The 16,046-nt window shown below is 70.2% G+C and carries 11 protein-coding genes; 6 read left to right on the top strand and 5 right to left on the bottom strand.

Annotation, left to right across the window (positions count from 1 at the left end):
• The first annotated feature begins 169 nt into the window (after window positions 1–169).
• Window positions 170–1,654 carry a proline--tRNA ligase gene (gene proS / locus CBQ26_RS16525; protein WP_088249749.1) on the top strand — a complete coding sequence of 495 codons (1,485 nt, stop codon included), beginning with the start codon at window positions 170–172 and terminating at the stop codon, window positions 1,652–1,654.
• Between the two features lie 155 nt (window positions 1,655–1,809).
• Here proS and CBQ26_RS16530 read toward each other — a convergent pair whose 3' ends face one another.
• Window positions 1,810–2,835, bottom strand: coding sequence for a LacI family DNA-binding transcriptional regulator (locus CBQ26_RS16530; protein WP_229844086.1), 1,026 nt, complete (start codon window positions 2,833–2,835; stop codon window positions 1,810–1,812).
• Window positions 2,836–2,861: 26 nt separating this feature from the next.
• A complete protein-coding gene (locus tag CBQ26_RS16535) occupies window positions 2,862–3,656 on the bottom strand; it encodes a glycoside hydrolase family 16 protein (RefSeq protein ID WP_143342182.1) in 795 nt (264 codons plus the stop codon).
• Window positions 3,657–4,178: 522 nt separating this feature from the next.
• Here CBQ26_RS16535 and CBQ26_RS16540 point away from each other — a divergent pair.
• From CBQ26_RS16540 to glgX, 4 genes are all read left to right on the top strand, one after another.
• Window positions 4,179–6,782 carry a glycoside hydrolase family 9 protein gene (locus CBQ26_RS16540; RefSeq protein WP_172418135.1) on the top strand — a complete coding sequence of 868 codons (2,604 nt, stop codon included), beginning with the start codon at window positions 4,179–4,181 and terminating at the stop codon, window positions 6,780–6,782.
• 300 nt (window positions 6,783–7,082) lie between these two features.
• On the top strand, window positions 7,083–8,057 hold the full coding sequence (locus tag CBQ26_RS16545; RefSeq protein ID WP_088249751.1) for an ABC transporter substrate-binding protein: 975 nt from the start codon (window positions 7,083–7,085) through the stop codon (window positions 8,055–8,057).
• A gap of 32 nt (window positions 8,058–8,089) precedes the next feature.
• The gene (locus tag CBQ26_RS16550) at window positions 8,090–8,884 is read left to right on the top strand and encodes a hypothetical protein (RefSeq protein WP_088249752.1); all 795 of its coding nucleotides are present in this window, start codon (window positions 8,090–8,092) and stop codon (window positions 8,882–8,884) included.
• 402 nt (window positions 8,885–9,286) lie between these two features.
• A complete protein-coding gene (gene glgX / locus CBQ26_RS16555) occupies window positions 9,287–11,404 on the top strand; it encodes a glycogen debranching protein GlgX (RefSeq protein WP_088249753.1) in 2,118 nt (705 codons plus the stop codon).
• Window positions 11,405–11,495: 91 nt separating this feature from the next.
• Here the strand turns inward: glgX and CBQ26_RS16560 are convergent, their stop codons facing one another.
• The 3 genes from CBQ26_RS16560 to CBQ26_RS16570 all read right to left on the bottom strand — a co-directional run bounded on the left by CBQ26_RS16560 (window position 11,496) and on the right by CBQ26_RS16570 (window position 14,644).
• The gene (locus CBQ26_RS16560) at window positions 11,496–12,590 is read right to left on the bottom strand and encodes an App1 family protein phosphatidate phosphatase (protein WP_088249754.1); all 1,095 of its coding nucleotides are present in this window, start codon (window positions 12,588–12,590) and stop codon (window positions 11,496–11,498) included.
• A 183-nt stretch (window positions 12,591–12,773) separates the two neighbouring features.
• Window positions 12,774–13,691 carry an SDR family oxidoreductase gene (locus CBQ26_RS16565; RefSeq protein ID WP_088249755.1) on the bottom strand — a complete coding sequence of 306 codons (918 nt, stop codon included), beginning with the start codon at window positions 13,689–13,691 and terminating at the stop codon, window positions 12,774–12,776.
• 167 nt (window positions 13,692–13,858) lie between these two features.
• Window positions 13,859–14,644, bottom strand: coding sequence for an SDR family NAD(P)-dependent oxidoreductase (locus CBQ26_RS16570; RefSeq protein ID WP_088249756.1), 786 nt, complete (start codon window positions 14,642–14,644; stop codon window positions 13,859–13,861).
• Between the two features lie 91 nt (window positions 14,645–14,735).
• On the opposite strand from CBQ26_RS16570, the gene CBQ26_RS16575 reads away from it, so the two are divergent.
• A complete protein-coding gene (locus CBQ26_RS16575) occupies window positions 14,736–15,995 on the top strand; it encodes a S8 family serine peptidase (RefSeq protein WP_088249757.1) in 1,260 nt (419 codons plus the stop codon).
• Window positions 15,996–16,046 lie beyond the last annotated feature (51 nt).

Raw genomic sequence — 16,046 nt, forward strand, 5'->3', positions numbered from 1 at the left:
TCGCATCCGCTCGGATTGAACGGGCTTTGCAGCCCATTCAATCGGAGTCCGTATCATACCGCCCAGTCTCCCCTGCCCACCCCGATCCGACATAGGCAGAGCGGCGCAGCGGGCGCGTGCGCGGATGGCCGACGCGGGCCTCTGTCCCGGCCCGGTATCATGCGGGGCGATGACTAAGGACGGCGGCAAACAGGATAAGAAGGCGCAGCAGTACGGCGTGACGCCCCAGAGCGTGGATTTCAACGACTGGTACAACGAGGTCGTGAAGAAAGCCGACCTGGCCGACAACAGCCCGGTGGCGGGCGCGATGGTCGTGCGGCCCTACGGCAGCGCGCTGTGGGAGAACATCCAGCGCTGGCTGGACGACAAGTTCAAGGCGACCGGGCACGAGTCGCTGATCTTCCCCACGCTGATCCCCATGGGCTTTATTACCAAGGAAGCGGATCACGTGGAGGGCTTCGCGCCGGAGCTGTTCACGGTGAACAAGATCGGCACCGAGGAACTCGCCGAGCCGTACGTGATGCGCCCCACCAGCGAGACGATCATCGGGCACATGTGGAGCGGCTGGCTGAACTCCTACCGTGACCTGCCGTTCCTGCACTACCAGTGGGGCAGCGTGTTCCGCGCGGAACTGCGCACGAAGGCGTTCCTGCGCACGAGCGAGTTCTACTGGCACGAGGGCCACACCGCGCACGCCGACGAGAACGAGGCGCGCGGCGAGGTGCGGCAGATGCTGGACATCTACCACGAGTTCTGCCGCGACGTGCTGGCCCTGCCCGTGGTGCGCGGCGAGAAGACCGCCAGCGAACGCTTTGCCGGGGCGGTCGCCACGTACTCCATCGAGGGCATGATGCGCGACGGCAAGGCCCTCCAGAGCGGCACTTCCCACTACCTGGGCCAGAACTTCAGCAAAGCGTTCGACGTGAAGTTCCAGACGCGCGAGCAGCGCGAGGAGTTCGCGCACACGACCTCCTGGGCGATCTCAAGCCGCATCATCGGGGCGATCATCATGACGCACGGCGACGACTTCGGGCTGATCATGCCGCCCCGCATCGCGCCCATTCAGGTGGTCGTGATTCCCGTGGGCCGCAAGGACAACTTCGACGAGATGGTCGCCGAGGGCGAGAAACTGGCCGCCGAACTGCGCGCCCAGGGCCTGAAGGTCAAGGTCGACAAACGTGACGGCGTGACGAACGGCTTCAAGTACAACGACTGGGAACTCAAGGGCGTGCCCGTCCGCATCGAACTCGGCCCCCGCGACCTGGAGAGCGGCGTGGTCGTCGTGAAGAACCGCAACGGCGACGAGAAGGAAACCCTCCCCCGCGCCGAGGCCGTGACCGGCATGACCGCCCGCCTGGACGGCATCCACGACTGGCTGCTGGAACGCGCCACGACCTTCATGCTGGAAAACACCGTCACGGTGGACACCTACGAGGAGTTCAAGGCCGCCATCGAGGCGGGCAAGTGGGTGCGCGCCTTCCACTGCGGCGACCCCGAGAGCGAACGGCAGATCAAGGAGGACACCAAGGCCACCGCCCGCAACGTCCCCCTGGACGACGCGGAATTCTTCAACGAGGCCGAGGAGGGCGTCTGCGTGCACACCGGCCGCCCCGCCGCGTACGGCAAACGCGTGATCTTCGGCCGCCAGTACTGATCCACTCGCAGCTCAGGAGGAGGCCACCCAGATTGACCGGGTGGCCTCCTCCTCTGTAGGTGCAGCGTCCGCCGAGGTTCTGGGCAAGGTTCAGGGGCTCCCCCAGGCGCAGCCACAGGCCCGGCGTGTCGTCCTTCCCGCCGGGACCGCGCGTGTCAGCGCAGTGGTCGGGTGGATTCGCGCAGGATCAGGGTCAGGTCGAAGTCCGGCAGGGTGGACGGTTGCCCGGCCAGGACGTTCAGGACGTGCCGGGCGAGGGCCTGCCCGATCTGGTAGGTGGGCTGCCGGACGGTCGTCAGGGGCGGGATGGTGAATGCGCTGGCGGGCAGGTCGTCGAAGCCGATCAGGGACACGTCGTCCGGGACGCGCAGGCCGCGGCGGTACAGGGCCAGCCGGGCGCCGGCGGCCATCTGGTCGTTCCCGGCGAACACGGCCGTGAAGGGCACGCGCGCGTCCAGCAGGTGCGTCAGGGCCTGCGCGGCGGACTGTTCCAGGAAGTCGCCCTGGAGTTCCAGTTCGGGGTGCAGGGGCAGGCCGCAACCGGTCAGGGCGTCGCGGTATCCGGCGCGGCGTTCCTGCGCGTCCTGCTGGCCGGGCGGGCCGTGCAGGTGGACGATGCGGCGGTGCCCGAGTTCGATCAGGTGGCGGGTGGCGTTCAGGGCGGCGCCGCGCTGGTCGAGGGTCAGGCAGTGGTCTTCCAGGCCGGGGACGCGGCGGCCGAACAGGATCAGCGGGACGCGCCCGGCCACGTCCCGCAGGGTGTCGTCGCTCAGGGTGCTGCCCAGCAGCAGCAGGGCATCTACCTTGCGGTAGATCAGGGTGTCGATGGCGCGCGTCTCGTACTGAGTGGACCAGTGGCCGCTGTTCAGGACGGGCTGGTAGGGCGTGTCCAGCAGGGCCTGTTCGACGCCGCGGATCACGTCGGCGTAGAAGGGACTGACGATGTCCTCGGCGATCACGCCGACGGTCATGCTTCGCCCGGTGATGAGCGTCCGGGCGAGGTAGTTCGGTCTGAACTCCAGGCGTTGCATGGCGGCCTCGACGGCGCGGCGCTTGTCTTCCGCGACGAACGCCGTGCCGTTGATGATGCGCGAGACGGTGCTGACGGACACCCCGGCCTCGCGGGCGACCTCGTTGATGGTACCGCCCTGCTTCTTCACGCGTTTGCCATGGCCCGCCACCGCGTCACTCTAGCGGGTGGCAGGCGTCAGTAGAGGTTGTTCCAGATGGCCTGCCCGGTGCCGCCCCCGTACGTGCCGAGGAAGCCGCGGGAGTCGGCGGTGTTGCTGCCCCGCCAGAAGTTCGCGATGAGCTGCTGGCTGCGGGTGGGCCACGCGGCGGCCGGGATCTGCATGCTGCTGCCGCTGCCGGTCACGACGGTCGCGCCGAGCGGCAGGGACGCGTTGCGGTACATGGTGAACACGACCCGGCCGTTCAGGGTCCAGACGATGCTGCTGGCGGTCCAGTTGACGTCCACGCGGTGCCAGGCGTTGCTGGCGGCGGGAATCCACGCCTCGTACACGTAGCGGCTGCCGCCGTTGCGGTAGATCAGGGCGGGGTGCAGGCTGCCGCGGCTGGGCACGAATTCCACGTCGATCTCGTTCCAGACGGTGCCGTCGTTGAAGTAAGTGAACAGGGTGGTGGTGGTGCCCGCCACGTTCGGGACGTAGATGTCCCCGCCGAAGCGGGTGCCCTGGGTCTTCCAGCGGTTGGATTTGATCTCGCTGCAGGTGCTGCTGTCCAGCCAGCCGTACACGGCGGCGTCGCTGCCGCTCCCCAGGGTGAGGTTGTTCTTCGAGAAGGTGCAGCCGAACAGTGGGTCGCCGTTCTTCCAGGTGGAGGGGCTCCAGTTCATGCCCCAGCGGCTGAAGTCGCCGCTGACGGCCTGCGCGCCCAGGCCGCTGGTGGGGGTGGGGGCCGCGCCGGGGGTGGGGGTCTGGCTGCACGCGCCGAGGGTCAGGGCGGTCAGGAGCAGCGTGGCGGTCCGGATGGGGGTGGGCATGGGGGTCTCCTGGGCTGCGGGGCAGCGGCTGGAAGGGGCGCGTGGCCCGCGCCGGGCGGATCGGCGCGCCGCACTGCGCCTGCCGACACGCGGTGCGGGCCGGTCAGGGGACTGTCCGTCAGTGGACAGGGGGCGGGTTGTGGGCGATCCATGCGGAGCGTACGTCATGAAAAGGCTTTCAGCAAGAGGGAGGGGCGCCACCCCTCGCAGGGAGGCGAAATCGCCTGAGCAGGGCGGCTTTCAGCGGGACAGGGCTACCTCCTGTCCTCGGCCGACCATCCGCGCAACTGCCATCCGGTCGATGTTCCCACCCCGCCGAAATCAGGCTGCTTTGGCACACGCCAGCCGTCACACACGGGTCATTTTCGACAGAGGCCAACCTCGTGAAACCGTTTTCTTGACGGTCGGGCGTTCGCCTGCTACGGTTCACTCACATCCTCACCCCTGTCCGGACGTCCGCGTCCGCTCTGGCCCGGTCGACCCGCGCCGGAGTGCCCCCCGCCCTGCCCAGGAGGCCCCCGTATGCCGCACTCCCGCCCGCCGCACGCCCGTCCGCTCCACCTGACCGCGCTGTCCTGCGCGCTGATCCTCAGCGCCTGCGCCGCCGTCACCCCCGCCACCCCGCCGCCCACCGTCACCCTGAGCAGCAGCGCCGCCAGCCTGGACGCCAGCGGTCCGCTGCGCCTGAGCGCGGCCGTGACGGGCAGCGCCAGCCGCGTGATCTTCTACGACCGGGGCGTGAAACTCGGCGAGGACACGACCGCCCCGTACGAGTTCACGGTGAACGCCGACCCCGCCCTGAACGGCACGCACGCCTACTCCGCACAGGCCGTGGCGGGGGACGTGGCGGGGATCTCCGCGCCGGTCAGCGTGCAGATCCGCATCGCGGACACCCGCACCACCGAACTGCTGAACAACGGGGATTTCAGTCAGGGCCTGAACCCCTGGTGGACCGCCGGAACGGCCGCCACCACGACCGGCGGCGAGGCCTGCCTGAACATCACACAGCCGGGCAGCAATCCCTGGGACGTGCTGTTCGGGCAGGGCGGCGTGGGCCTGAACGAGGGCGGCACGTACACCCTGAGCTTCACGGCGCGCGCCGCGCAGCCCACGTCGTTCCGGACGCTGCTGCAGTTCGACGGCGCGCCGTACACGAACTACTTCGTGCAGGAGGTGGACGTGACCAGCCAGCCGAAGACCTTCACGTCCACGTTCACGATGGCGCAGCCGGGCGACGCGAAGGCCGCGTTCCAGTTCCAGCTGGGCGCGAAGGCCGCCACGACCGTGTGCTTCAGCCGCATCTCACTGACCGGCCCGGCCTTCGGCAGCGCCGTGCCTGCCGCTGGCGCGGACGACCTGAATCTGGTGCGGCTCAACCAGACCGGGTACCTGCCGGACCGGCCGAAACTGGCGGCCCTGCCGTTCGACTCGGACCGCCCGCTGCCGTGGACGCTGCTGGACGGCACGCGCACGGTCGCCAGCGGCGTGACCCGGGTGTTCGGCGCGGACGCCGCGTCCGGCGAGCATCTGCATCAGGTGGATTTCAGTGCCGTGACCGCCCCGGCCGACGGGCTGGTACTGGACGTCGCGGGCTTCCGCAGCCACCCGTTCCGGATCGGGCGCGTGTATGACGGCCTGAAACGCGACGCGCTGGCGTACTTCTACCACAACCGCAGTGGCACGCCCATCGAGGCGAAGTACGTCGGGGACGCCTGGGCCCGCCCGGCCGGTCACGCGGGCAGCAGCCCGAACCAGGGGGACACGCGCGTCAGCTGCTTCCGGGGCACCGATCAGGCGGGGAACGTCTGGCCCGGCTGCGCGTACGAACTGGATGCCAGCGGCGGCTGGTACGACGCCGGGGATCACGGGAAGTACGTGGTGAACGGAGGCGTGAGCGTCTGGACGCTGCTGAACCTCGCCGAGCGGGGCGCGCGCCTGAACCTCCCGGACGCGGACGGCAGCCTGAGCATCCCGGAAAGCGGGAACGGCCGCAGCGACCTGCTGGACGAGGTCCGCTGGGAGCTGGACTTCATGCTGCGCATGCAGGTCCCGGACGGGCAGACGCTGCCGCTGCCGCGCGGCGACCAGCGCGGCGTCCCGCTGACCCTGACGCCCACCCCGGCGGGCGGACTGGTGCACCAGAAACTCACGGACGTCGCCTGGACCGGCCTGCCGCTGCGCCCCGATCAGGACCCGCAGCCGCGCGCGCTGTACTACCCCACGACCGCCGCGACCCTGAACCTCGCGGGCGTGGCCGCGCAGTGCGCCCGCGTGTACCGCGCCTCGGACCCGGCCTTCGCGGACCGCTGCCTGAGCGCCGCGCGCCGCGCGTGGCAGGCGGCAAAGGCCGCGCCGGACGTGTACGCGTACGACCTGTTCGTGGGTGGCGGCCCGTACGACGACACGGACGTCAGCGACGAGTTCTACTGGGCGGCGGCGGAACTGTACGCCACGACCGGCGAGGCGGCGTTCCTGGAGGCGCTGCGGGCCAGTCCGCTGTTCCTGCAGATGCCCGAGGGGCGTGAACTGGGCTGGAGCGACCTGACGGCGGCGGGCACCCTGACCCTGGCCAGCGTGCCCACGTCGCTGCCCGGCGCGGACGTGCAGCAGGCCCGCGCGAACGTCGTGGCGGCGGCGCGGGCGTTCCGGGACGCGGCGGGCACGCAGGGCTACCGCCTGCCGATGACCGGCGCGACCGCCACCTGGGGGTCGAACAGTGGCGTGCTGAACCGCTCGGTCGTGATGGGCGCCGCGTGGGACCTTACGGGTGACGATTCGTTCGTGAATGTCGTGCTGGAGGGCCTGAATTACCTGCTGGGCCGCAACCCGATGGACAAGTCGTACGTGTCCGGGTACGGCGAGCGGCCGCTGCTGAACCCGCACCACCGCTTCTGGGCGCGGTCGCTGGACGCGTCGCTGCCCGGCCCGCCGCGCGGAGCAGTGTCGGGCGGCCCGAACAACGTGAACTTCAGTGATCCGGTCGCGGCGAAACTCAAGGGCCGCTGCGTGGGCCTGCGCTGCTACACCGACGACATCGGCGCGTACACCATGAACGAGGTGACTATCAACTGGAACGCGCCGCTGGCGTGGGTGGCGGCGTTCGTGGAGCAGAGCACCCGCCGCTGAACACACGGGGGCGGGGTGTGATACGGACTCCGATTGAATGGGCTGCAAAGCCCGCTGGGTCCGAGCGAAGCGACTCGTAGAGCTGCTCCGCAGAGTGGGAGAGGGGCGGGTTCCGGACGTGGAGCCGGCAATCCGGTGAAGTTCCGGATTGTCGGCGAAACAAACGGAATCCGTATGAGGAGGGAGCCGTGCGGCGGCCCTCCTCTCCTCTGTCGTGGGGTGGTCACGGGCGCGGGTGAGGCTGGGACTCTGTCATCCAGTTGACAAGTTTACTCAACTGGTCTGGTATCCTGTGAGGATATGAAGCGTGCCCTCCTCCCCCTCCTGACCCTCTCCCTGATCGCCAGCGCCGGCGCGCAGCAGGCGAAAGAACTGCGCCTGGGCGTGTTCCCGAACGTCACCCACACCGCCGGACTGGTCGGCATCCAGCGCGGCCTGATCCAGAAGAACCTCCCGGCCGGCGTGAAACTGGTCGTCAAGGAATTCGCCAACGGCAGCCAGGTCAATGAGGCCTTCGCCGCCGGCGCCATCGACGCCGCCTACGTCGGCCCCGGACCCGCCATGAACGCCTTCATGCGCGGCGTGCCCATCCAGGTGTACGCCGGCGCCGCGAACGCCGGAGCTGTCCTCGTGGCCCGCAAGGACAGCGGCGTGCGCAACGTCAAGGGCCTGGCCGGGAAGAAGGTCGCGGTGCCCACGCGCGGCAGCACCCAGGACATCAGCCTGCGCCACCTGCTGCACGAGAACGGCCTGAAAGCCACCGACGAGGGCGGCAACGTCACCATCGTGCCGATCGACCCGGCGAACATGCCCGCCATCTTCGCCGCCAAACAGGTGGACGCCGCGCTCGTGCAGGAACCCTGGGGCGCGATCATGGAAACGCAGGGCGCCCGCCTGATCGCCAACGAGAAGGCCATCTGGGCCGGCGGGAACTACACCACCACCGTCCTGACCGTGAACACCCGCTACGCCGCCGCGAACCCCGACAGCCTGCGCGGCCTGCTGCGCGGCCACCTCGCCGCCATCGACTTCGTCCGGGGCAGCAGCGCCGGCACGCAGAAATCGGTTGCGGAACAGATCTACGCCTTCACCGGCAAGCGCCCCAACACCGCCGAGCTGTTCAAGGCGCTGTCCCGCACCAGGGTCACCTGGGACATCAACCTCAAGACGCTGGCCGAGTACGCCGAACTGAACCGCGAGGCGGGCTTCGCGCGGGACGTGCCGGACCTGAACCGCTTCGTGAACCTCGACCTGATCCGCAGCCTCGCCAAGTAAAGACCGGCGAGCGGATGCTCTAGACTGGAGGGATGACGGGGCCAAAGAAAGGTTCACGGGGCCGAGCCCCACAACGCAATACAGCTCAGGGTCGCGGTGGCATCACGCGCGACACCATCCGACCGGCCCGCCCCACGCGCGAGGGCGGCGACGCCCCCAGCCGGGACGGCGCCCGCCGGGACACCCGCACCGGGCGGGGCGACACCCCAGGCGCCCGCGACACCCGCCCCGGCAGCGCCCGCAGCGGCGCGGGCAGCCGTGGGGGCGTGAGCGGCAGCCGCAGCGGTGAGAACCCGGCGCGCCGCAAGCCCGGCGAGGGCAGCGGCCGCCGCGAGGAAGGCCGCAGCGAAGGACGAGGTGAGGGCCGCGGCGAGGCCCGCTTCACGCCGGGCGGCCCGGCGCGGCGCAGCCCACCAAAACCCGGCAAGAAGGCCCTGCCGGAACTCAAGCGCGTGCAGCTCGACGCCCCCGCGCCCGACACGGCCTTCCGGGACCGGGACGGCGAGACGCTGACCTTCCCGGACAGCAACCTCAAGCGCGTGGCGGCGAAGATCCTGACCGAGAAGAAGAAGGCGTGGCGTTACCGCCCGTTCGCGTTCCCGCTGTTCACGGACCGGGGAGGCGAGCAGTCCTTCCACTTCGACTTCTACATCTACGACGCCGAGGACAGCGTGATCCGCCTGATCCTGGTGATTCCCTTCGAGTCCCGTGAAGTCTGGGACCGGGTGGGTCGTTTCAAGCGGCAGTACCCGATGTACACCTACGAACTGTGGACGCCGGAGAAACTGGCCCGCCTGAGCGGCCCACGCGGCCGCCTGGAGTTCTGAGACAGCCCCGGATTGAATGGGCTGCAAAGCCCCTTCAGTTGGGGCAAAGCGACTCGTCGAGACCGCGCAGCGTGAGAGAAACGACCCTCCGGGCGTGGGGCTGGCGGAACGGTCCTCCTCCAGTCCGTCGCCGCATCTGAAAGCCGTGCGCATGAGCCGGGGTTGACGCCCCGCTCAAGATCCTCTCAACCGACGGCCTCCGGCGACTGCCCGGAGGTCTGTTCGTGACGGCTTGAGCGTCTGAGAGGCGTCCGGCGCCGCGTGAGCCGCATGAGAGCCCCCTTGGGGTTCGCTTGGGTTTGTGCCCGTGACCGTGGTGCGCGCCGGGCGGTCTGGTACCGTTTCCACGTTACGGGCGGCGCCGATCGCGCCTCCCCCGCCACGAAAGGAGAGCGCAGCCTGATGACCACCACCCCCATCCTCCGACCCGGCCGCCCCTATCCCCTGGGCGCCACCTGGGACGGCCAAGGCACCAACTTCGCCCTGTACTCCGAGAACGCCACCGGCGTGGAACTGTGCCTGTTCGACGAGCACGGCGCCGAGACCCGCCTGCCGCTGCGGGAGCAGACCGCTTTCGTGTGGCACGCCTACCTGCCCGGCGTGAAACCGGGCCAGCGCTACGGCTACCGCGTGCACGGCGAGTACGCCCCGGAACGCGGCCTGCGCTTCAACCCGAACGTGGTCCTGCTCGACCCCTACGCCAAGGCGCTGGACGGCACCGAACGTTTCGACGAGGGCGTGTTCGGCTACGTGCCGGGCGGCGAGGACAGCGTCATGCAGGAAGAGGAGCAGCGCGGCGCGCCCCTGGGCATCGTCGTGGACTCCAACTTCGACTGGGGCGGTAGCCGCCGCCCGGAGGTCCCGTTCCATCAGGCCGTGATCTACGAGGCGCACGTCAAGGGCCTGACCATGACCCACCCGGACGTGCCGGACGAACTGCGCGGCACGTACGCCGGGATCGCCTGCGAACCCATCCTGTTCTACCTGCGGGAACTGGGTATCACCAGCATTGAACTGATGCCCGTCCACCAGCACGTGGACGACCCCTTCCTGCTCGACAAGGGCCTGACGAACTACTGGGGCTACAGCACCCTGTCGTTCTTCGCGCCGGACGTGCGCTACAGCGCCGAGGCGCGCCGCGGCAACCCCGCCGGGGCCGTGGACGAGTTCAAGCACATGGTCAAGGCGCTGCACGAGTCCGGGATCGAGGTCATTCTGGACGTGGTGTACAACCACACCGCCGAAGGCAACCACATGGGGCCGACCATGTCCTTCAAGGGCATCGACAACCCCACGTACTACCGGCTGGTCGCCGAGGACCCCCGCTTCTACTTCGATTACACCGGCACCGGCAACAGCCTGAACGTGCGCCACCCGCAGACGCTGCAACTGATCATGGACAGCCTGCGGTACTGGGTCACCGAGATGCAGGTCGACGGGTTCCGCTTCGACCTTGCCAGCACCCTGGCGCGCGGCCTACACGAGGTCGATCAGCTGTCGGGCTTCTTCACGATCATCCACCAGGACCCGGTCATCAGTCAGGTCAAGCTGATCGCCGAACCGTGGGACGTCGGCGAGGGCGGCTATCAGGTCGGGAACTTCCCGGTCAACTGGGCCGAGTGGAACGGCATCTACCGCGACGACATGCGCGCCTTCTGGAAGGGCGACGGCGGCCTCGCCTCCGAGATCGGCTACCGCCTGACCGGCTCCTCTGACCTGTACCAGAACGACGGCCGCAAACCGTACGCGAGCATCAACTTCGTGACCGCGCACGACGGCTTCACGCTGCGCGACACCGTCACGTACGAACAGAAACACAACGACGCCAACCAGGAAGGCGGCAACGACGGCCACAACCACAACATCACCTGGAACTGCGGCGTGGAGGGCGAAACCGACGACGCCGAGATCAACGCGCTGCGCGCCCGCCAGCAGCGCAACTTCCTGGCGACGCTGCTGCTCGGGCAGGGCACGCCGATGCTGCTGGGCGGCGACGAGATCGGCCGCACGCAGGGCGGCAACAACAACGCCTACTGCCAGGACAACGAGATCAGCTGGTACGACTGGGCGAACCTCGACGAGGACCTGCTGGCCTTCACGAAGAAGGTCATCCGGCTGCGCAAGGAGCACCCGGCGCTGCACCGCCGCAAGTTCTTCAGCGGCCGCACCATCCGCGGCGAGGACGTGCGCGACATCGTGTGGCTGCGCTTCGACGGCGCCGAGATGAGCGACGAGGACTGGAACAACCCGCAGACGCAGAGCATGGGTATCTTCCTGGACGGCAACGGCCTGGACGACGTGGACAGCCACGGCCAGCCGCTGCTGGACGACCACCTGCTGCTGCTGCTGAACGCCTCGCACGTGGACCTGCCGTTCACGCTGCCGGACCTCGCGGGCTGCCAACACTGGGAACTGCTGCTGGACACCGGCGACGACCACGCCAGCGAGAACCCGGCGGCCGGCGAGGAAACCAACCTCCAGGCCCGCAGCGTCAAACTGTACCGCTGCCCCCGCCAGTAACCCAGGAAGCACGAGAGAGGCGGCCCGCACACTGGGGCCGCCTCTCCTCTGTTCCTGCTGTGCGCCTGCTTGCTCTGGCCTACTCCCCTCTTCAGGTTTCGTAGGTGCGGGCCACGCTGGTCAGGACGCTGCGGTACTCGCCGGGCGTGATCAGGCCCATGGCCATGGCGTGGCTGGCGGCGTTCAGGCTGTCGGCGGCCAGGACGAGGTCCACGCCGGTCTTGCGGACTTCCTCGCGGAGTTTCAGGACGCCGCTGTCACGGGCGCCCTCGGTCACGTCGCGGATGTACACGGCCAGCACCCGGCCGGGGTGGCGGCGCACGATCTCGGCGTAGATTTCCGGGTCCTTCTCGCCGCTGTCGCCGACCAGCACGAATTTCAGGTCCGGGAAGCGCGTGAAGATCCGTTCGATCACGCCGTGCTTGTACCCACCGTGCCCGCCGAGCAGGTCCACGCCCCAGTTGCGCAGGAACATCGGCCCCAGCGGAATGCGGCGGTAATCCAGGAACTGCCACAGCAGGTCGAAGAAATTCCAGGGGCTGCTGGACACGTAGAAGATCGGGTTGCGGGCCTCGCCGTCGCGGGTCAGGGCGCGGTACAGGGCGCCCACGCCGGGGAACGGCAACCTTGTGCGGGCGTTGCCGGTCAGGACGGTGGCGAGCATGCGCGGCAGGCTGGTCACGTCGGACTGGATGACGGTGTCGTCCAGGTCGCTGATCACGCCGAAGCGGGCGTCCGCGACGACCTGCACGCGGGCGGTGGCGGTCACGTCGCGGCCCTCGAGGGCCAGGGTCGCCTGGTGCCAGCCGCCGCTCAGCACCTGCTGCGGCGTGAAGGTCAGCGTGAAGTACCCGTCGGCGTCGCTGACGGCGCTGACCTCCTGGCCGTCCAGGGTGCCGGTGACGCGCACGCCGCCCACCTCGCGCGACAGCAGGCGGCGCAGGATGTTCTGCGCGTTGCGCAGGCGGCGGTCCCCCTTGCGGGCGGGCTGCATGGTGCGGGGCAGCAGCACGCGCCCCGTCAGTTCCACCTGGGCGGGCGTGCCCCACCCGACGTAGGGTTGCAGCAGCAGCCGGCCACGGGCGCGGCGGGGCTGCACGAACGCCGAGAAGGCCTGATCGGCGGCCAGGAGCGCCCTCTCCAGCGTGGGCTGCACGGTCTTGAACGCAGTCGTTACTGGATTCACCCGCCCAGTGTAGCGGGCGCGGCGTTCCCTGCGGCGGCCCGGCCGGCTCCTGTCGGCAGAGCATGAGAGGCGACCGGCAGGCCGGGCCGTCTGCCGCGCCGCGTGCTGGACGCCGGAAACGACCACTCCCGCCCGGCATCCGTCGGGCGGGAGTATGAAGAAACGAGAGGCGGAACGTGACGGTCAGAACAGGACCATGCCTCCGGTCGCGCCGAGCGTGCTGCCGCTCGTGTAGCTGCTCTCCTGCGACGCCAGGAACACGTACATGGCGGCCAGCTCGGCCGGCTGACCGGGGCGGCCCAGCGGGGTGTCCTTGCCGAACTCCATGACCTTCTCCTGCGTCTGCCCGCCACTGGGTTGCAGGGGCGTCCAGAACGGGCCGGGCGCCACGGCGTTCACGCGGATGCCCTTCTCGCCCAGCTGCTGCGCGAGCGCCTGCGTGAACGCCACGATGGCCGCCTTGGTGCTCGCGTAGTCCAGCAGGTTCGGGCTGGGCCGGTACGCCTGGATGCTGGTCGTGTTGATGATGCTCGCCCCGGCCCCCAGGTGCTTGAGGGCCTCCTGGGTGATCCAGAACATGGCGTACACGTTCGTGCGGAACGTCAGGTCCAGCTGCTCGGTCGTGATGTCCGCCAGGGACGGCTGCGTGACCTGCTTCCCGGCGTTGTTCACCAGGATGTCCAGCCCGCCCAGTTCCTGCACGGCCCGCGTGACGAGTTCACGGCTGAACGCCTCGTCGGTGATGTCGCCCGGCAACGCCACGGCCCGGCGGCCCGCCGCCTCGATCAGCGCCACGACCTCCCGCGCGTCCTGCTCCTCTTCCGGCAGGTAGTTCAGGGCGACGTCCGCGCCCTCGCGGGCAAAGGCGATCGCCACGGCCCGCCCGATCCCGGAATCCGCGCCCGTGATCAGCGCCCGGCGGCCCTTCAGGCGGCCCAGGCCCACGTAACTGTCCTCACCGTGATCGGGCAGCGGCTGCATGGAAGCGGCCAGTCCCGGCGCCTCCTGCGGCTGACGCGGGAACGGCGGGGCCGGGTACTGCGCGCGGGGGTCCTGCTTCTCGAACTGCGGCTGGCTCTGACGGGCATCCTGTTCGCTCATGCCCCCAGGCTGCCCCGCCCACCTGCCCGCCGCATGATCGCCCCGTGAAGTTCACTTGACCCGGCGTGAGGGGGGCCTTCATGGCGGATGGCAGATGGCGGGAGGCGGATGGCCGATGGTGGAGCTGGGGTGTGGCGCCGTGAGTCCGCCCTGCAACCCGCCTCCTCCTACTGGCCGGTGTGGTCGTAGCGGCGCAGGATCAGTTTGCGGACCACCCGGTCCCCGAGGGCCGGGAAGCGGCGGTCGAGCCACGCGAACAGGTGGTACGCGCGCGGCACGACGACCTCACGGCGGGGGCGCAGCAGGACGGAGGCGACGGCCCGCGCCACGACCTCGGGGCCGGGCATCGGAAGGCGGGCGCTGGCGGTCATCTCGCTCTTCACGAAGCCCGGCGAGACGAGGCTGACGTGAACGCCGCTGCCGAGCAGTTCGCGGCGCAGCCCGTGACTGAACCCCCGGACGCCGTACTTGCTGGCCGAGTACATGCCGTTCGTGGCAGCCTGCCCGGCCACGGAGCCGATGTTCACGACGTGCCCGCTGCCGCGCGCCTGCATGGCGGGCAGGACCAGCCGGGTCAGTTCGATGGGCGCGTCGAGGTTCACGCGCAGGACCCGCAGCGGGTCCGGGTCGTCCCACCACCAGCCGCGTTCGATGGTGACGCCCGCGTTGTTGATCAGCACGTCGATCCGCCCGAAGTGGGCCTGCGCGGCGGCGATCAGCGCGCGGCGCGACTCGGGGCTGGTCACGTCGGTCGGCACGGCGATCACGCGGTGCCCGGACGGGTCGAGGCGGCGGGCCAGGGTGTGCAGGTCGTCCGCGCGCCGCGCCGCGAGCACCAGGGCGTACCCCAGCGCGGCGAGTTCCGTGGCGGTCGCCAGACCGATCCCGCTGGACGCGCCGGTCAGGACCACGACCGGGCGGGCGGGGGTCCACGGGGGGGTGGGGGCCGTCATGACGCTGCCTGGAGGCTGGGTTGTGACATACGTGATGGTATCCCTAGCGGGCGCTCAGCTGCGCGTCAGGCACGCGGCCGACACTGGGCGGATGCGCGCCGTTCCGTCCGCCCTGACCCGCCTGGGTCTCACGCTGCTGCTGGGCAGCCTGCCCGCCTCGGGCCTGACCGTCCCGGCGCTGCCGCCAGATACACAGCCCACCCCGCAACTGGGCACACTGCCGGAACTCCTGCCGGTCGGCACGCCCGCGCCCAGGCCCGCGCCCCCGCTGATCACCAGTCCGGCCCCCACCAGCCCAGCCACAGCCAGTCCGACCACCCCCAGTCCGGCCACGGCCAGTCCGTCAGGCCGGGTGCCCGCCGACCCGCTGTTCGCGCGGCAGTGGACCCTGCCGGTCGTGCGCGCCCCGCAGGCCTGGGCGCTGCCCGGCGTGCTGGCAGCTGCCCCGGCGCGGCCCGTGACGGTCGCGGTGCTGGACACGGGCTTCGTAAATAGCCCGGAACTCGCGGGCCGCGCCGTGAACGGCTTCGACTTCGTGAGCGATCCCGCCCGCGCCGGCGACGGGGACGGCCGGGACGCCGACGGCAGCGGCGTCGGCCCGTACGCGTACCACGGCGAGGTCGTGGCGAACATCATCGGCGCGGCGCACGACGGGCGCGGCATGGCGGGCCTGAACCCCCGCGTGCGCGTCGTGCAGGTGCGCGTGGCCGGCACGGACGGACAGATCAGCGTGCCGGACCTCGTGGACGGCCTGAAATGGGCGGCGGGCCTGCCCGTGCCGGGCGTACCGGCCAATCCGAACCCGGCGCGGCTGCTGAACCTCAGCCTGTTCGCGGATTTCATTCCGCTGACCGGCTGCGACCCGCGCGTGCAGGCCGCCGTGGACGCCGTGACGGCGCGCGGCGCGCTGGTGATCGCCGGGGCCGCCAACGACGGCGCGGACGCGGGCGGGTACTCGCCCGCCGGGTGCCGCAACGTCCTGACCGTCACCAGCATCGACGGGCAGGGCCAGCGGCCCGAGTACGCCAACTGGGGCCGCAGCGTGGCCCTCGCCGCGCCCGGCGGGGAACCGGGGGCGGGCGTGCCGGTCAGCAGCGTCAGCGGCGCGGGCGGCCTGCGCGACCCGCACGGCACCAGTCTCGCCGCGCCGCACGTGACGGGTGTCGCCAGCCTGCTGCTGAACGTGCGCCCCAACCTGACACCCGCCTCGCTGCGCCGCCTGCTGACAGCCAGCGCCACACCCTTCCCCAGCAGCCGCTGCGACCCGCAACCCGCCCACAGCTGCGGCGCCGGCACCCTGAACGCCGAGGCCGCCCTGAAAGCGGCGCTGTCCAGCAGCCTGGGCAAGTAACCGTCCGGGAGCGGCGGGACGCGCGGCCCCCACCCCACCCGCTACCCTGAA

Origin of the sequence: Deinococcus indicus (assembly GCF_002198095.1) — a bacterium.
GTDB lineage: Bacteria > Deinococcota > Deinococci > Deinococcales > Deinococcaceae > Deinococcus > Deinococcus caeni.